This window comes from Paenibacillus sp. FSL R7-0333 (assembly GCF_038000365.1).
In the GTDB taxonomy this organism is placed as follows: domain Bacteria; phylum Bacillota; class Bacilli; order Paenibacillales; family Paenibacillaceae; genus Paenibacillus_AQ; species Paenibacillus_AQ silagei.
Genome location: NZ_JBBOBZ010000001.1, coordinates 4,392,037 through 4,409,225, shown reverse-complemented (window position 1 = coordinate 4,409,225; position 17,189 = coordinate 4,392,037). Strand labels below are relative to the sequence as shown.

The following is a 17,189-nucleotide window of genomic DNA, read 5'->3' as shown; positions in this document are numbered from 1 at the left end:
AGTGCAGGGTGAGTGCTTAGAGAGTACAGGGGTAGTGCAATAATATGATGGATTATAGTTAGTGCGCAACAAGTCTCTTTCGGGGGGCTTGTTTTTTGTATGCTGGGGGGGTCTCGTGTGGGGGAGGGGGATGATGAGGAGCGAAAGGGCAAACTAGGGGCTGGGGCAAAATGTATATGAAAACCGTTAATCTTCTACCGATCCAGATGCCAAAGTGGGCCACAAAAGCGCAGATTCCTCATTTTTCGGGTACAAGACCCATATCACGATGAGTGAAGAGCGAATCATTACGGCAGCGACCCTTACCACGGGAGAGCGAAACGACGGGAAGGAATTGCAAACTCTCAATGAAAGAGCAAAGCTTAGGGCATGAGCGTAGAGACGGCCTTTGAAGATACAGCCTATTCTGAAAAAGAAAATACTGCTTACAGTACGGAGCAGGGCATTGAACTTATGGCCAAATCAAGGTAGGAATTTTGCAAATCGGATAATCTGGGGTAGGCATAGGTGTAATACAAATCTTTATTTGTCATGCCCTTTATTTGTCATGCCATTGGTAAGAAGAACCTTCGTTAGAAAGCGGGGGAGTAAAAAATTGGCGGGAGTAGTACTGAAGCATTCCTCGTGGAAATTGATTAGTGTCTTGTAGCTACCACTGCAAGTGCGACACCTCCATATAACCGTATTGCCAAACAATATCTAAAATAAACGGGAGATTACTTTTGAATGGAGTTTGTATCATGTTCCCTAAACATAAACGATACTATAGTAAGAAATTATAGAATTGATATATAAGTGGGGTTATATTTCAAAAAAAGACTCTCATTATATGCTTACTGTAAAATAATAACAATGATATATTTACTATATTTAGAAAATAACGAATGATAGAATTATCTCATTCTAACGAGGAGGTAATTTTATGAATCGAAGTAAAAAGTTACTAATGTCTCTTCTGATTTTAAGTCTAACAGCAATTCCAACTTCGGTATTTGCCGAGGATACTTCAACACTAGTAGATTTGGGGTTGCCAGATGTAAATGTCGTTCATCAAGAAACTCAGGAGGTGTCAGTCGACAAATTAGCGGGTATTTTAGATGTTGCACAAGATGCAGTTGCAGAAGAAAGAGGTGCTGGAGTTAGTTTCGCAAGATCTTCTGATCAAAAAACCTATGATTACATTACATTTGATGATCAATATACTTATTTTTATGAAGAGGCGGCTAATGAACAGCCGCAACTTATTGTTGTGGATAAAGCAGAAACGAATGTGGAAGATTTATTAATTTCCAATTCTGAAGAAAATAGTTTTAAAGCTGCTGTTGCAGGTACAGGATTTATTACAGATGGAGTGGGAGGAAGGGTTAACGTAACAACTACTGGTTCTGTTGGAAGTTATCTTATGGGACTTATGAGTCTTCCAGAAGCTAACCCAAGTGTTGTAAGTATAGACCGACCTACGCATGTTGCTTTTAACTATGGAGGGTTTGAATATTCCTCTAGCAGCGCGAATGGTATCGGCTCTTGGGCAGCAGATATGGGGCTTGAACTTTATAATAACTTAGGACCAAGCTCAACTTCCTATGGTTGGAAGCCAGTAATTATTTTGAAAAAAAAATTGCGTGCAACCATTCCTGATGTTGATACTGGTTGGGATCAATACGGTACTTCGTTTGCAGCAGGATATGAACAAGTACAGAACAAGAACGGGTATAAGCCTGGAACAAGCCCACTGATTTACTGGTGGTATAATTATAATGGCAAAGTAAGAATGAAGGTTGATGGATGGGCTATTTCACCCACATTAGGTGGATACAGTCTTAAGGACACAAATCTAATCACTATATTAGAGTCCAGCGGTAGTTACAATATTCCTTCAATTAGCAGATGGAAACTATTATCAACTGTTGTTAGTAATGATGATACAGGGAAAAATCAAACAACTTTTTCAAGTTTGCAATTTAATGGTTCCCCACTTCCAAGCGGGGCAATCACAACTCCTCAGAATGATCAATCAAATGTTAATATAACAAGTAGTTCTTCCGTTCAAATTGTTGTAAATAGTAGTATTTATTGACTCTAGCAATATTTAACAACTATAATAATAGGCAATGGATTAAGATGATCATTGTCTATTATTTTTAAATTGGAGGCACATTATGAGAAAAATGAAAAAAATATTATTATCTACGACGGTTATTTTATTAGTATCAGGGGTAAGCAGTGCATTTGCTTCGCGAGAACATCCGAGTGTTTTTATAAATAACGAAAAAATGGATATTTATGCTAATGTAACTTCTCTTGGTACTACGCTTGTCCCTATGCGTCCAATCTTCGAAGCATATGGAATGACAGTGAAGTGGGATAATAGTAGCAAAACTGTTACTGCAACAAAAGATGATACTACAATTAAATTGACTGACAATTCATATGACGCTTATTTAAATGGGAAATTGATAAAATTAAATCAAGCACCTTCACTAGAACCAACCAGTAGTATTTTTTATGTGAATTTGAGATTTATATCTGAATCGCTTGGAGCAAAAGTAACCTGGAGTACAACAGCAGATGATGCTTCAATAAATATTAATTTCCCAAGTTAAACTTTACTGTTTAAAGAGGCTGTCCCAAAAGTAACCTAGCTGAGCCAGGCCTTTATCTTCAAAAGCTTAAAACTCAAAAAGCAGCGATTTTCCCGTTATTGGAGAATCGCTGCTCTGCGTTTTTGGTCATTTGCAGCTTGTTTTAATACATCATGGGCAAGTGAAAGCCAACCGACCTCGAGCGTCACTTTTTCGATACCGCGAAGCAGAAAACGCCGGAAGCCCCGGTTATTCTTCAGTTGTCCAAATACGCTTTCCGGCTCTGTCATTCGGTGAACGGCTAAGAGGTATCCTTCCTCGCTTCGCAGTATTTCCCGAGCCTGATTTTGGTACCGAAAGCGTTCCAAACTCACCACAACTTTCCGATTTCCGCTTGCCTTCGTGCAGCTTTCTTTTAGCGGACATCCTTCGCAGTTTTCACTTCGGTAATGAAGCTTCCGAATTTCGTATCCGCTCTCTAAGATTTCCTTGCTCTCTTTACGGAAATACAGCGTTTGTCCTGCCGGGCATGTCCAGCGATCCTCGGTTTCGTCGTACGCCCAGTTCTCAATCTTTCCGGCATTCGCTTTCCAGGCTTTGCTCTTTTCCTTGTGGTAGCTGCCGTATTTCACTACCGCCTGAATCTCTTTCTTTTCTAGGTAGGCGTAGTTTTCTTCGCTGCCGTAGCCAGCATCCGCGATGACGGTCTTTGGAAGTTTCCCAAGGATCTGCCGTGCTTTTTCCATGTGCGGCTGTAAACAGCGCGTGTCGGTCGGTTTTTGATGTAGACTGTAGGCTAAAATAAACTGGTTTTCGGTCCCAATCTGTACATTGTAGCCCGGTTTTAGCTAGCCATTTCGCATGTGGTCTTCTTTCATTCGCATAAAGGTCGCGTCTGAATCTGTTTTACTGAAACAGCTTTTGGTACTGTTCGTACTTCAGCAGTCGGGGAAGCAAATCTTTGCGTAACTTCCGTACTGCCTTTTTTAGGGGCTTGTCTTTCGGTTTTAGGGCAAGCTCAGCTTCAAGCTTTTGCACGGCTTGTTCGAGTTTCTTACTGCTCACTTCAGAACCTGAACCGAGTTCAACAAGATCTTTTCCTTGATTCTGCTGTTCTTTCTGCTCTTCTGCCGTTTCAATGTCAGCGAACAGGGCTTGCACCTTTTCCTGTAGTTTGGCTTTGTGTTTGCTGACCGCTTTGCCCCACACAAACGTATAGCGGTTGGAGTTCGCCTCCATTTTGGTTCCGTCCACAAAGTACTGCTCCAGTGAAACGTATTTTTCGTCAGCCAGAAATTGGAGCACGGCGGTAAATACAGTTTCGAGAATGGTCTTCATCCGCTGGGAACGGAAACGATTCAAAGTACGAAAGTCTGGCCGCAGCCGTCCGGCGAGCCACATGAAGAGGATGTTCTCCCGGACGGATTTGGCGATTTGACGAGAAGAATAAATTCGCTGGGTGTAGTCGTAAATGATGACTTTGGTCAGCATTTTGGGGTGGTAGCTGTCACGGCCGCCACCGGGGTAGGCAGCGTCAAAGATGGCGTCGTCCAGCCGATTGACAGCGGCATTCACGACACGAACGAGGTGATATTCTGGAATATCTTCTTCGAGATCCATTGGCAAGCAAAGTTGGTCCATGGTATATTGAATGTACAAAAGAAACCTCTCCTTTGAAATGGTTGTGTGGTAACTCCATTTTACCAAAAGAGGGGTTTCTTTTTTTGTGTTTTTATAAATATTGTGTCCATTTCCCGCTTAAACAGCGGAGAGAACGGAATGATTGTGGAAAAGCGATAGCGGTCGCCTTGGTCTCCGGATTTTCACCGCTAAGGGGAATGAAAAAAATCTGGAGAGCACAGCGATTGTAACAACGTTTCGTTCGCGGAGCGTCCTCACCGAGCACAAACGTCCATCCAGCTCCAAAACAAGGGGGGGCCCAGCCATTTCATGGCTTATGGGACATCCCCTCATTTTTAGCTAATTAAGTTTATTTACTGATTACTTACTTTAGGGGAATAGTTCATCGTTAAAATTTTAGGATGCTATGACATTTTACACGTATAACACTTTAAACTTTGGATTTAATTATGTGTTTCATTTGTTCAAATTGATCCTGATATTGAGAAGAGGTACTTCGTAATATACAATAATTGTTGAACTACTTCCTGATTGTTTCTATTATAGGTAACAACGGCATACAGGGTCTCCGTAATTGATTGTTGCTGGAATGAGGATACCTCACCTAACCAGATCGAGTGTAAAATTACCCCGCAAACCTCAATAACATAGAAACCTGTCCGTTGTTGTAGCTGAGGGTAGTTAATCCTCGCTCCCTATTGTTTTTTTATGAGAATTTCCTTGAAAGTTCCTTGTAGTCATTTTGATGAATATATTTCTTTTCTAAGAAAGGCTAGTTTTGGAGTGTCCTCTCAACCTGGGAGAACGTTTTTTTAGTTCACAAAAGGCGATCCTCTCGTTTCTTTGGTATCCCCACATTCCGATTGATAATAACCAAGCCGATCGTGATGTCCGAATGGTCAAGGTGAAGCAGAAAGTCTACGTTCCTTTCGAACAGAAGGCGTGGCGCTTTGGTTTGCCCGATTACGGAGCGTAGTATCCACATACATTAAACAACAACTTCCCGTCCTTTCCTCTCTATCTCTTGCTTTTTCTGATAACCCTGTTTTGAAGTGAACTAAGTAGTAACGAAAAACCCGAACATAAGCAATATGCCGGTGAGAAGTAGAATTTTATTTAGGCGTTATGTAAAATGAACTTGGGGAATGGACAGAGAGGGAAAACGTGACGGAAGAGAATTTTGGAACTGTAGGAGCGTTAGCGTCCGCCTGAAAGCTTTCCGTAGGAAAGCTAGCTTCGGAAGCATAAGCAGTCACCGGATTTCTACCGCAGATAGGGGTTTAAATTAAGAAATCTGGGGACAACAGCGGCTGGAGGGCCAAACATTCTTTGGAGTCACTCATCCCGGTACGAAAAACTTACAAGTACAATTTACATAGCGTGAACTTGTTCGTATCCCGGCAAAACTTGCTTTAGAGTGGGCTCTAAGGGTTATAGTGAATATGAAGCAGCCAATCCAGCAGGAGTGAAAGGGAGGAATTGCGATGAAGTACAGTTATTTGGGTAAATCGGGGTTAAAGGTCAGCCAGTTGTGTCTGGGGACGATGAATTTCGGACCGGAGACGGAGGAGAAGGAAGCCTTCAGAATTATGGATGCGGCCCTCGATGCGGGCATTAATTTCTTCGATACGGCGAATGTGTACGGCGGCCAGGACCGGCGGGGCTGGACGGAGGAAATTATCGGCCGCTGGTTTCAGCAGGGCGGCGGACGGCGTGAGAAGGTAGTGCTGGCCACCAAGGTCTACAATGACATGTTCGACGAGCAGGACGGTCCCAATTCCGGCTCAGGCTTGTCTGCCTACAAGATCAGACGCCATTTCGAAGGCTCGCTGCGGCGCCTGCAGACCGATCATATTGAACTATATCAGATGCATCATATCGACCGGAACGTATCGTGGGACGAGCTGTGGGGCGCATTCGAGATCCTGGTGTCCCAGGGCAAAGCCGATTATATCGGCTCCAGCAACTTCGCAGGCTGGCATATCGCTGCTGCCCAGGCGAAGGCCAAGGAGCGCCATTTCCTAGGCCTTGTCTCCGAGCAGCATCTCTATAACCTGCTGGAACGGACGCCGGAGCTGGAAGTGCTGCCTGCCTCACAGGAGCTGGGCCTGGGTGTTATTCCGTGGAGTCCGCTGGCCGGAGGCCTGCTGGGACGCAATGCGCTCGCGAAGACCGGGGTGCGCAGCGCCCGTTCGGCCAAGCTGGAGCAGCGCCGCAGCCAGCTGGAGCAGTTCTCCGCGCTCTGCAAGGAGCTGGGCGAGCATGAGGATCAGGTCGCTCTGGCCTGGGTACTGGCGAATCCGGCTGTGACCGCACCGATTATCGGGCCGCGTACGATCCAGCAGTTCGAGGACTCCCTGCGGGCGACCGAGATTACGCTGGATGAGGCAACACTGAAGAAGCTGGACGAGATCTTCCCGGGACCGGGCAAGCCGGCACCGGAAGCCTACGCCTGGTAAGCAGAGCCTTGGACCTTGTCCATCCCGTAGCGCATATACGATACGTAATGACCTGAAGAATAACAGCCGGACTGTCCCTGACGGGATGGTCCGGCTATATTTTTGTAAGTATCCAGATGAATATGGTAGACTGATTCTGTGACAAACAGTGACCTTGACCACGGCCTTGACTATTACTATGACCCTGATCATGAGTTGAACAACTAGAGAAGATAGGGGAACTGCCGATGCTTTTTTATCTGATAGCTGTCCTCGTCCTGATGCTAGATCAGGCGACCAAGTGGATAGTGCGTACCCATATGGAGCTTGGGGAGATGCTTCCTTCCTGGACGCCGCATTTGCGGTTTGTATACTATGAGAACAGCGGTGCGGCCTTCAGCTCCTTTCAGGGATTCGGGAAGTATTTTGCTATTGTTGCCGTGATTTTTGTAGCAGCAATCTTCTATTACCGGCGTCAGGGTAAAATCCGCGGCCCCCTGCTCGAAGCAGCCAGCGGCTTCCTGGTTGGCGGGGCTGTCGGCAATGCCATTGACCGGGCACTTTATCACCAGGTTACAGATTTCCTGGTCTTCGGGAATCATGGCGGGATTATGAATCTGGCCGATCTGGCGATCAATGCCGGTGGCCTTCTCATTCTAATCTACCTGCTTGTGGACCATTTCCGGCACAGAGCAACCCGCAGACTATTATAAATGGCAGGCAAAGACATCTCCGGTCTATCATTTTATCTAATGCAACTTATCATAATTAGTAATGAACCCGGCTAAATCAGAGCATTTTACTATGATTTAGTCGGGTTTTGTGCATTTTATGCAAGTATTTACCTTTTAAAGAACATCATTCCTGTTATAAGTTTCGTTGATCGTTTGCCGGTATTGTGTTAGCCTGAGTTCATGATATTAAGAGGAAAGAAGATTGCACGCTAAGGAGAGGTCGATATTGTTGCAACTACAAGTTACAAACAGTCCTTTTAATGAGAACCAGGCAGAGCTGCTGAATCAGCTTCTGCCCACGCTGACACCTTCACAGCAGGTATGGTTAAGCGGGTACTTATCTGCCCTGTCGCTGCAGGGTAACCAGGGATCAAGCGTCCAGGCCGTATCCCCCGCTGCTCCAGCAGTAGTAGCAGAGTCGGCAACAGCCGCTTCGCAGCAAGCATCGCGTGAAGTGACCGTATTGTTCGGCTCCCAGACCGGCAACTGCCAGCGGCTCGCCATGAGCCTCTCCCGCAAGCTGGAGGAGCAGGGCTTCAAGGTCACAGTGTCCGCGATGAACAGCTTCAAGCCGAATGGATTGAAGAAGACAGAGAACCTGCTGCTGCTGGTCAGTACCCATGGCGAAGGGGAACCGCCGGATAATGCCCGGGCCTTCCATGAATTCCTCTACAGCAAAAGAGCGCCGCAGCTTCCAAGCTTGCGCTTCTCGGTACTTGCGCTGGGCGATACCTCCTATGAATTCTTCTGCCAGACCGGCAAAGACTTCGATCAGAAGCTGGAAGAGCTGGGCGCACAGCGGTTAAGCCCGCGTGTAGATTGCGACCTCGATTATGATGAGCCGGTGGCCGAGTGGTTCGGCCAGGTCATCAGCGCTCTTAACGGCGCGCAGAATGCTGCAGGAATTGCGGATGCAGCGGTTCAGGCTGCTGAGAGCGCAGAGTCGCTGGAATCCGCCTATTCACGAAATCATCCTTTCCATGCCGAAGTACTGGAGAATCTTAATCTGAACGGCCGCGGCTCAGACCGCGAGACCCGCCATCTGGAGCTGTCGCTTGCTGGATCGAATATTACCTTTGAGCCGGGTGATTCTCTTGGCGTCTACCCCGAGAATCACCCGCAGCTGGTAGAAGATATCATTGCCGCTATGGGCTGGGATGCGTATGAACGTGTTCCGCTGAACAAGAAGGGGGAAGAAGGCACGCTACAGGAGGCGCTGCTGCGGCATTACGAAATTACGGTGCTGACGAAGCCGCTCCTGGAACAGGCTGCCGGGCTTACCTCCGCACCTGCCCTTAAGGAACTGCTGACCCCCGGGCGGCAGCAGGAGCTGAAGGAGTATATCCAGGGCCGGGATCTGCTGGATCTTATTCAAGACTATGGACCCTGGGATGCTCCGGCCAGTCTCTTCGTGACCATCCTGCGCAAGCTTCCGGCCCGTTTGTATTCCATTGCCAGCAGCTACAATGCCAACCCTGATGAAGTACACTTCACGGTGCGGGCTGTGCGTTATGAGTCACATGGGCGTGAGCGTTACGGCGTCTGTTCGGTACACTGTGCTGAGCGTGTACAGCCGGGTGCCACCTTGCCGGTATATATCCAGAACAATCCGAACTTCAAGCTGCCCGCTGATTCCAGTGTACCGGTAATTATGATCGGTCCGGGTACGGGCGTTGCCCCGTTCCGTTCCTTCCTGGAGGAGCGTGAAGAGCAGGGAGCTGAGGGTCCAACCTGGCTGTTCTATGGAGACCGTCATTTCGTTACAGACTTCCTCTACCAGACGGACTGGCAGCGGATGCTGAAGGACGGTGTCCTCAGCAGGCTGGATGTGGCCTTCTCCCGCGACACAGAGGAGAAGGTGTACGTACAGCACCGTATTCTGGAGCAGAGCAAGGAGCTGTACCGCTGGCTGCAGGAAGGGGCGCATGTATACGTATGCGGGGATGAGAAGCATATGGCCCATGATGTGCATTCGGCACTGATTACAGTGATCCAGGAAGAGGGCGGACTAAGCCCGGAAGCGGCTGCCGCCTATCTGGAGACCCTTCAGCAGGAGCAGCGTTACCAGCGGGATGTCTATTAAGCGGGATTCAAGCGGAGAGGAGAGAATCAGCAATGGCAAACAATGAACCAGCGGTGAAGCCGATTGGCGGACCACCGAGTGATGTTGAACATATCAAGCTGGAGAGCAATTATCTGCGCGGGGCGCTTGTCGAGACCCTCAGCAATCCGATTACAGGAGGGCTGCCGGAGGATGACAACCGGCTGCTGAAATTCCACGGCAGCTACATGCAGGATGACCGCGATCTGCGCAGTGAGCGGGAACGCTCCAAGCTGGAACCGGCTTTCCAGTTCATGCTGCGGATAGTAGCGCCCGGCGGTGTGGCGTCTGCGGCACAGTGGCTTGTCATGGATGAGCTGGCCCATAAGTACGGCAATGGGACACTGCGCCTGACGACGCGGCAGGCTTTTCAGATGCATGGGGTCCTCAAGTGGAACCTCAAGAAGACGATCAGAACGATCAACGACACTCTGATGACTACACTTGCGGCCTGCGGTGACGTGAATCGTAATGTGATGAGTGGTCCGAACCCGTATCAGTCGGAGGTTCATGCCGAGGTTCAAGAGTGGGCCAACAAAATCAGCGATCATCTTGCCCCGCGTACCCGCGCGTATCATGAGATCTGGCTGGACGGGGAAAAAGTCGTGGACAGTAAGGTGGTTGAGCCGATCTATGGTCCGGTCTATCTCCCCCGCAAATTCAAAATTGGCCTGGCGGTGCCTCCTTCCAATGATGTAGATGTATTCTCCCAGGATCTGGGCTTCATCGCCATTCTGGAGGACGGCAAGCTGGCCGGCTTCAATGTCTCGGTTGGCGGCGGCATGGGAATGACGCACGGCGATACGAATACGTATCCCCAATTGGGCCGGATCATCGGCTTCTGCCGTCCGGAGCAGATGATTGATCTGGCGGAGAAGACGGTTACGATCCAGCGGGATTACGGCAATCGTTCGGTCCGTAAGAATGCCCGCTTCAAGTACACGATCGACCGGCACGGGCTGGAGTGGTTCAAGGGAGAGCTGCACGAACGGCTGGGCTGGACGCTGGAGCCGGCGCGCGACTATCATTTCGATCATAATGGCGACCGGTACGGCTGGGTGAAGGGGATGGACGGCAAATGGAACCTGACGCTCTATATCCAGAGCGGACGGATTCAGGATCAGGAGGGCTACCCGCTGATGACCGGCCTGCGCGAGATCGCCAAGATTCACAGCGGAGACTTCCGGCTGACCCCGAACCAGAACCTGATTATCGGCGGAGTGACCCAGGCGAAGAAGCGCAAGATTACGGAGCTTGCCAAGCAGTACGGGCTGACAGACGGGGCCCATCATTCCGCACTTCGCAGAAGTGCGATGTCCTGTGTGGCGCTGCCGACCTGCGGGCTGGCCATGGCGGAGGCGGAGCGTTATCTGCCGCACCTGCTGGATAAGCTGGAGGTTATCATTGATGAAGCCGGGCTGCGGAATGAAGAGATTATCATCCGTATGACGGGCTGCCCTAACGGCTGTGCCAGACCGGCGCTCGGTGAGATTGCGTTCATCGGCAAAGGTCCGGGCAGATATAATATGTACCTGGGTGCAGGCTTTACCGGAGACCGGCTGAACAAGCTGTACAAGGAGAACATTGACGAACGGGAGATTCTGGACACCCTCGGGCCGATAATTCATGGATACGCTAAGGAACGCAATGCGGGTGAGCACTTCGGCGATTATGTGATCCGCAGCGGGTATGTCAAGGCGGTTACTTCGGGACTTAACTTCCACGATTAACGGCTGACGCCTGGCGGTTTGCATATGCCGTAGTTAACAATAACTTGTACAGATTAGCCTTCACGGGAATGCAAATCATGAGCCTGTTTTCTGGTGTTTTTGCGGGAGACAGGTTTATTTTGTTTGTTTATTTGGATTTTCGGCGGTTTTCTTTCATAATATAGAGTAGTAATACCCCATTATAACCAAGAGCCATTATATATAGTGAGTAATGGATTCTGTACAGAAGAGGCGAATTGAATGATCATTATGAAATCGATGGAAGAGATTGAGAAGATGCGGGCAGCCGGCAAAATACTGGCGGAATGCCACCGGCAGATTGCCGGGTTGATCAAGCCGGGAATTACGACCTGGGAGATCGACCAGTTTGCCGAGAAGTTCATCCTCTCCCAAGGAGCAACCCCGGAGCAAAAAGGCTATCACGGTTACCCGTATGCCACCTGTGCATCTGTGAATGATGTCATCTGTCATGGCTTCCCGAAGCATGAGGAGCTGAAGGATGGAGATATTGTAACGATTGACATGGTAGTCAACCTGAATGGCTGGCTGGCGGATTCGGCTTGGTCCTACGGAGTGGGTACAATTAGCGAGCAGGCGGAGAAGCTGCTGGCGACGACCAAGGAATCTCTATTCAAAGGTATCGAGCAGGCTGTAGCCGGCAACCGCATAGGCGACGTAGCGCATTCTATCCAGGTCTATGCCGAATCTAACGGTTATTCCGTCGTCCGGGACTTTATCGGTCACGGGATTGGCTCGGAGATGCACGAAGCGCCTGAAGTGCCTCATTACGGCCCGGCCGGCAAAGGCCCGCGCATTAAGGAAGGCATGGTGTTCACCATTGAGCCCATGCTCAACACTGGCAGCTACCGGACCAAGGTGGATGCAGACGGATGGACTGCACGCACTATTGACGGAGGCCTGTCAGCCCAGTATGAGCATACACTGGCGGTAACTCCGCAGGGGACGATTATTCTGACAGAGCTGTAAGGCTGAGCTTCAGCCTGATAACTTCATGCAATTTGTAAGGATTAACCCGGACTGTGGTCATGTTTTCATGCCGCAGACCGGGTTTTTCTGTCTAACTGTGTCGGAATTCACGGCTTGACTCTTTTTTATTGCATATAATGGGTAGACTTTAATGCTGAATAGAATAGAGGCTTGTGTAATGGCAACCGATAAACCGTGTAAGAATCTGCATCGCTCCCCGAGTCCGGCGCAATGTATGGAGCATTATGGCTGCATCTATGAGAACAATCATCTCATTACGTTGCTGGTGGACCCGGAGAGTGGCGGAATTACTGATGCGAACCGGGCAGCCTGTGAGTTCTACGGCTATAGCATCCGGCAATTCAGGCAACTCCGGATCTGTGATCTGGCCGCTGACCGGACTTCGGGGGTTCAGGAGTTTGTGGATAAGGCGCTGCCTGAAGAGATGGACGGGAAGAACTGTGTGTTCATCGACCGCCATATCCTGGCCGGCGGGGAGCCCATTGATGTGGAGGTTCATACCGGGATGATGACGATGCTGGGTAAGAATTGCGTGTACACCGTAATTCATGATATCAGCGAACGGGTCCGCTCGGAGCAGCGGCTCAGAGAAAGCGAGGAGCGGTACAGGGATCTGGTCGAGCTCTGCCCCGAGCCCATCCTGGTCTACAGCGGGGGCACGATCCTGTTCGCCAACAAGCAGACGGAGAGGATGTTCGGCAGTCCGAAGCAGGAGCTGATCGGCCGAAGGATCGAGGATTTCTTCGAGGAAGTGTACTTCCAGAGTGCGGAGCATAACAAGCTGAAGACAACCGGTCTCCTGAAGGAACGCTTCCGTATTGAGCAGCGGCTGATCAGGCAGCAGGACAACCGCATTTTTGACCTTGAAATTTCGGGCGTGCCGGTTATTTATGAGGAGACCAAGGCGCTGCAGCTGGTGTTCAGGGATATCACCGAGAGTAAGAGGGAGATGGAGCGGGCAGTCCGGCTTCAAGAGCACCGGCATGCGGTATCCTTTCCGCTCTCCAGCAAGGCGGTTCTGGAGAAGCTCTACATTCCGGCCAGAACCTTAAGCGGTGATTTCTTCATCTTCCATAAAGTCAATGAAGAGCAGGTCATCGGCTTCATCGGCGATGTGACGGGGAAGGGGATTACGGCCGCGCTGAATATCTCGGCCCTGCGGGTACTGTTCATGGACAGCCTGTCCTGTACACAGGACCCCGTGCAGGTGTTGAACGATCTGAATTCCAAAGCGCTGCAGCATCTGGGTGAGGATTATGTCGCCGGCTGCTGCTTCCTGCTCGACTTCAAGACAGGAGAGCTGAAGTCTGCCGGAGCCGGGATTAATGAATTTCTCTATGTCCCCCGGGGCAGGGGCATGGAGAGGGTCACCGTTAAGGGGGCACCGCTCGGCATGTTTGAGAGCAGTGAGTTTGAGGAGAAGATCCTCCCGTTCGAGTCCGGAGACCGCTTTTGCTTCTATAGTGACGGAATGGAGCTGCTGTTCAGCACAGAAGAGCTCGGGCGGGAGCAGAGTTATCTTCTGGAGAAGTTTGCCGGGGCTGCTCTGCAGGACGACTGCACCTGGCTCAGCCTGAATATCAAGTGACGGCCGGGGAGCGCTGCTGCTGTAAGACCAGGGAAGAGAAGGCAGAGAGTGCAGAGTGTCAGCGGGAACATCAGCAGAGCGGAGATTTCAGAATTGTTAAGGAGTGGGCCATGGAAGCTATTCATAAGGAAGTGATGCTTCACGGTCTGGAGCATCATCAGATGATCATTGACGGAATTATTCGGGAGCTTGACCTCGAAGCCTATGCTTTTGATATCCGCCTGATTCTGATCGAAGCGGTGACCAATGCCTATTATCACGGGAACCTCAGCGATTGCAGCAAGCCGATTACCATCCGATATCTGCTTATGGATCAGCTGCTTAAGCTGCAGATTGAGGATTCGGGGGCCGGGGACGGCAAGGTAGTGTTCCCGGAGGCTGTCGGGTGTGATGAATTGCTGGAAGAAGGGGGCCGGGGCTTGTATCTGATCCGCTGCTTCTCGGACAGTGCCGAGATGATACATCATACGATGTACATCAGAAAGAGTATCTGTTCCTTATAGAGTCAAGAAGGGGAGAGTTCTGTGAAATTAAGTTTAAAAATTAAAATGAGCATCCTGTTGTTTCTGATTATCAGTATCCCGCTGGGCATATCCGGCTATGTATCCTATCAGCTGGCATCCGGTGCCTTGCAGAAGACGATTGAAGAGGAATTAAGAGGGACCACGGCTTCTTCTGCAAAGGCGGTGGATGCTGAGCTTGAAGCAGTTGGTACGAATCTGGGGATCGCCAGCATGAACAGCGTATTGGCCGATTTTGCCGGGAATCCGTCTGTGGCCTCCCTCAAAAGCACAGCGCTTCAGTATATTTCCGGTGTGCAGAAAGACAACACCAAGCTGTTGGAATCGTTGATTATCGCAGATACAAACGGCAGGGTGCTGATGACCAGCAGCTCCGGGGAGCCGGGGGCAGATGTGAAGGACCGTCCCTACTTCCAGGAAGCCCTGCAGGGCAAGGACGCAGTCAGTGAAGTTATCCTGTCACGGGAGACGAATCAGTACATTGTAGCGATCGCCAGACCGCTGCGGGTGAAGGATCAGATTACCGGCGTGCTGATCGGAACGGCCTTGTTTGAGAACATCGCTGCGCCGGTTACCGGGGTGAAGATTGGAGAGCATGGATACGGATATATGCTTGACCGTACCGGCCTCATCGTCTCGCATCCGGAGCAGGACAAGGTGCTGAAGGAGAAGCTGGACAGCGGCAGCAATGCTGAATTGAATGCGCTGGTCCAGCGGATGAAGGCTGGGGACACCGCGCATGGCTTCTACACCTATGAAGGCGTACATAAATATGTTTCTTTTCAGCCCGCAGGCCATTGGGTTGTAGCTACAACAGCAAATGTGGAGGAATACATGGCTCCGGCGGCCGAAATCCGTAACACTACGCTGATCCTCATCCTGGTCTGTATTGCCGTTGCTATGGTGGCAGCGTATTTCTTCACCACCCGGAATATTGTGAATCCGATCCGGAAGCTGGAGCGGGCGATGGGTCTGGCAGGTGACGGCGACCTGACCGTTCATACGTCCATTCAAACCGGGGATGAGCTCCAATTGCTGAGTGAATCGTTCAACACCATGATTGACAAACAGGAGGCGATTATTGAGAAAGTGAGAGCGGGTTCCCTGTCCCTCACCTCCATGTCCGAGGAGATGGCGGCATCTTCAGAGGAGATCAGCGCCTCTATTCAGGAGATCAGCTCCAGCACCCAGGAGATTGCATCCGGCGCAGAGAACAACAACCAGTCGGTCATCAATGCTTCCCAGGTGCTCGTTCAGCTCTCCAGTCTGGTGCAGCTGGCGCAGAGCAAGGCGTCGGCTACCTCCGGCAATGCGGAGACTACCCATCAGGCGGCACAGGAAGGCAGAGCCAGAGTCATTCATACCGTAGAAGCAATGAATACCATTCACAGCAGCACCAAAGAGACCGAAGCATTATTGTATACGGTCAGCGGGTTGTCGGAGCAGGTATCCGCAATTACCGGTACCATCAACAAGATTGCCGAGCAGACGAATCTGCTGGCTCTGAATGCGGCAATTGAAGCCGCGAGAGCAGGAGAGAACGGCCGGGGCTTCAGTGTGGTGGCCGGTGAAGTCCGGAAGCTGTCGGATGAGACCCACACCAATGCCGGTGAGATTACGGATCTGGTCAACGAGATGATCTCGCGGATCACCGAGGCTGTAGATTCGATGAGAGGCGCGGCCGGAGCAGTAGAGAGCGGCGTGAGCATTGTGAATGAGACGGACCGAGCCTTCGTCCATATCATACAATCTGTTGAGATGATCACGGACAATGTGCAGGAGATTCTGGATATTACCAGAGATGAAGTAGCTACCTCAGACCAGATCATCAAGCTGATTGATTCCATGGGCACGATCTCGGAACTCGCGGCAGCAAACACAGAGAATGTATCCAGCGCTACAGAAGAACAGGCAGCAACGGTTAATAATTTTGCGGCCTCCGCTCAGGAGATCAGTGCCATGGCTAATGAGCTGGAGATTCTTGTAGAGAAATTTAAAATCAGGGGTGAGTAGCTTGAGCGAGATGATCATTGAGATGCCGGAGCTGTTCTCGGTTGAGGAAGCCGGTCAGTTCAGGGAGACAGTACGGGGTTATATTCTTGGGGGACATTCAAGCTTCCTGCTTGATTTCGGGACCTGCCGTTTCATTGACAGTACGGGTCTTGGAGTGATTGTCAGCTCCTATAAGAAATGTGTAGAGGCTGGAGGTACCATCAGGCTGACGGGGCTCAATGACAATGTGCGGAAGATTTTTGAGCTGACCCGCCTGACCAATGTGTTTGAAATCATATAGACCTGTTAACTTGAACAAAGGCAGGGCCGCCCTTCGCAGGACGGTCCTGCCTTTGCCGTTGCTTCCGGTTGAATCACTTGATCCTGCAATGTGGCGCATGCTGCTAATCGGTAATATTGCGTGTGTAATACTCGATGATATCCTTGCGGCGGATGATGCCGAGGAAGATTCCGCTGTCGTCCACTACCGGAACGAAGTTCTGGTCTGCTGCCAGGGTCAGCATATCCTCCATCTGCGCGTGGATCTCGACGCTCTCGTTATGCACATGACGCTGAATGGTGCCGACGGTCACCTCGTTCATATTCGCGAAGCTCAGACCGTCGGTATTCTTCAGCTTCCATAGCAGATCGCCCTCCGACAAGGTCCCAACATATTTACCGGCATCGTCAATAATCGGAATGGCCGAATAATAATGATTCTCCAGCTGTTCCAGCGCTTCCCGCATGGAGATCGAGGAGGTGATGTACGCAACCTGATCCTTGGGCAGCAAAAATGAGGATATTTCCATAGGTTAGTCTCCTTTACAGTAGGATGAAATACATAACGTTATTAC

Annotated in this window: 13 protein-coding genes and 2 pseudogenes; 13 read left to right on the top strand and 2 right to left on the bottom strand. The window is 50.1% G+C overall.

Annotated elements, in window-relative coordinates; genetic code table 11:
- Positions 1 to 193: 193 nt before the first annotated feature.
- The 3 genes and pseudogenes from MKY86_RS18625 to MKY86_RS18615 all read left to right on the top strand — a co-directional run.
- Positions 194 to 462: pseudogene (locus MKY86_RS18625) on the top strand (transposase); the annotation flags it as partial.
- A 460-nt stretch (positions 463 to 922) separates the two neighbouring features.
- The gene (locus MKY86_RS18620; RefSeq protein WP_076086914.1) at positions 923 to 2,077 is read left to right on the top strand and encodes a YrpD family protein; all 1,155 of its coding nucleotides are present in this window, start codon (positions 923 to 925) and stop codon (positions 2,075 to 2,077) included.
- Positions 2,078 to 2,159: 82 nt separating this feature from the next.
- Positions 2,160 to 2,603 carry a copper amine oxidase N-terminal domain-containing protein gene (locus tag MKY86_RS18615; protein WP_076086911.1) on the top strand — a complete coding sequence of 148 codons (444 nt, stop codon included), beginning with the start codon at positions 2,160 to 2,162 and terminating at the stop codon, positions 2,601 to 2,603.
- A 95-nt stretch (positions 2,604 to 2,698) separates the two neighbouring features.
- Here the strand turns inward: MKY86_RS18615 and MKY86_RS34175 are convergent.
- Positions 2,699 to 4,241 (bottom strand): annotated as a pseudogene (locus tag MKY86_RS34175) (IS1182 family transposase).
- A gap of 760 nt (positions 4,242 to 5,001) precedes the next feature.
- On the opposite strand from MKY86_RS34175, the gene MKY86_RS34170 reads away from it, so the two are divergent.
- The 10 genes from MKY86_RS34170 to MKY86_RS18555 all read left to right on the top strand — a co-directional run bounded on the left by MKY86_RS34170 (position 5,002) and on the right by MKY86_RS18555 (position 16,636).
- Positions 5,002 to 5,199: an IS66 family transposase gene (locus MKY86_RS34170; RefSeq protein ID WP_076084969.1), complete on the top strand. Its 198-nt coding sequence runs from the start codon at positions 5,002 to 5,004 to the stop codon at positions 5,197 to 5,199.
- Between the two features lie 508 nt (positions 5,200 to 5,707).
- The gene (locus MKY86_RS18595; protein WP_076084966.1) at positions 5,708 to 6,682 is read left to right on the top strand and encodes an aldo/keto reductase; all 975 of its coding nucleotides are present in this window, start codon (positions 5,708 to 5,710) and stop codon (positions 6,680 to 6,682) included.
- Positions 6,683 to 6,909: 227 nt separating this feature from the next.
- Positions 6,910 to 7,374: a signal peptidase II gene (gene lspA, locus MKY86_RS18590; protein WP_076084963.1), complete on the top strand. Its 465-nt coding sequence runs from the start codon at positions 6,910 to 6,912 to the stop codon at positions 7,372 to 7,374.
- Between the two features lie 250 nt (positions 7,375 to 7,624).
- The gene (locus MKY86_RS18585; protein ID WP_076084984.1) at positions 7,625 to 9,478 is read left to right on the top strand and encodes an assimilatory sulfite reductase (NADPH) flavoprotein subunit; all 1,854 of its coding nucleotides are present in this window, start codon (positions 7,625 to 7,627) and stop codon (positions 9,476 to 9,478) included.
- Between the two features lie 32 nt (positions 9,479 to 9,510).
- The gene (cysI, locus tag MKY86_RS18580) at positions 9,511 to 11,226 is read left to right on the top strand and encodes an assimilatory sulfite reductase (NADPH) hemoprotein subunit (protein WP_076084960.1); all 1,716 of its coding nucleotides are present in this window, start codon (positions 9,511 to 9,513) and stop codon (positions 11,224 to 11,226) included.
- A 240-nt stretch (positions 11,227 to 11,466) separates the two neighbouring features.
- On the top strand, positions 11,467 to 12,213 hold the full coding sequence (gene map, locus MKY86_RS18575) for a type I methionyl aminopeptidase (protein ID WP_076084957.1): 747 nt from the start codon (positions 11,467 to 11,469) through the stop codon (positions 12,211 to 12,213).
- 178 nt (positions 12,214 to 12,391) lie between these two features.
- Positions 12,392 to 13,822 (top strand): PAS domain S-box protein, encoded by a 1,431-nt coding sequence (locus MKY86_RS18570; RefSeq protein WP_076084954.1) that lies wholly within the window; start codon positions 12,392 to 12,394, stop codon positions 13,820 to 13,822.
- 110 nt (positions 13,823 to 13,932) lie between these two features.
- The gene (locus tag MKY86_RS18565) at positions 13,933 to 14,325 is read left to right on the top strand and encodes an ATP-binding protein (protein WP_076084981.1); all 393 of its coding nucleotides are present in this window, start codon (positions 13,933 to 13,935) and stop codon (positions 14,323 to 14,325) included.
- A 21-nt stretch (positions 14,326 to 14,346) separates the two neighbouring features.
- Positions 14,347 to 16,356 (top strand): methyl-accepting chemotaxis protein, encoded by a 2,010-nt coding sequence (locus MKY86_RS18560; RefSeq protein ID WP_076084949.1) that lies wholly within the window; start codon positions 14,347 to 14,349, stop codon positions 16,354 to 16,356.
- A 10-nt stretch (positions 16,357 to 16,366) separates the two neighbouring features.
- The gene (locus MKY86_RS18555) at positions 16,367 to 16,636 is read left to right on the top strand and encodes an STAS domain-containing protein (RefSeq protein WP_036733063.1); all 270 of its coding nucleotides are present in this window, start codon (positions 16,367 to 16,369) and stop codon (positions 16,634 to 16,636) included.
- A 103-nt stretch (positions 16,637 to 16,739) separates the two neighbouring features.
- Here MKY86_RS18555 and MKY86_RS18550 read toward each other — a convergent pair whose 3' ends face one another.
- Positions 16,740 to 17,144, bottom strand: a complete 405-nt coding sequence (locus MKY86_RS18550; protein ID WP_036733033.1) for a CBS domain-containing protein — start codon at positions 17,142 to 17,144, stop codon at positions 16,740 to 16,742.
- Positions 17,145 to 17,189: the final 45 nt, after the last annotated feature.

Excerpts from the sequence above, each read along its gene's own strand:
- MKY86_RS18620 (WP_076086914.1), top strand. The coding sequence starts at position 923 with ATGAATCGAAGTAAAAAGTTACTAATGTCTCTTCTGATTTTAAGTCTA.
- MKY86_RS18615 (WP_076086911.1), top strand. The coding sequence starts at position 2,160 with ATGAGAAAAATGAAAAAAATATTATTATCTACGACGGTTATTTTATTA.
- MKY86_RS18595 (WP_076084966.1), top strand. The coding sequence starts at position 5,708 with ATGAAGTACAGTTATTTGGGTAAATCGGGGTTAAAGGTCAGCCAGTTG.
- lspA (WP_076084963.1), top strand. The coding sequence starts at position 6,910 with ATGCTTTTTTATCTGATAGCTGTCCTCGTCCTGATGCTAGATCAGGCG.
- cysI (WP_076084960.1), top strand. The coding sequence starts at position 9,511 with ATGGCAAACAATGAACCAGCGGTGAAGCCGATTGGCGGACCACCGAGT.
- map (WP_076084957.1), top strand. The coding sequence starts at position 11,467 with ATGATCATTATGAAATCGATGGAAGAGATTGAGAAGATGCGGGCAGCC.
- MKY86_RS18570 (WP_076084954.1), top strand. The coding sequence starts at position 12,392 with ATGGCAACCGATAAACCGTGTAAGAATCTGCATCGCTCCCCGAGTCCG.
- MKY86_RS18565 (WP_076084981.1), top strand. The coding sequence starts at position 13,933 with ATGGAAGCTATTCATAAGGAAGTGATGCTTCACGGTCTGGAGCATCAT.
- MKY86_RS18555 (WP_036733063.1), top strand. The coding sequence starts at position 16,367 with ATGATCATTGAGATGCCGGAGCTGTTCTCGGTTGAGGAAGCCGGTCAG.
- MKY86_RS18550 (WP_036733033.1), bottom strand. The coding sequence starts at position 17,144 with ATGGAAATATCCTCATTTTTGCTGCCCAAGGATCAGGTTGCGTACATC.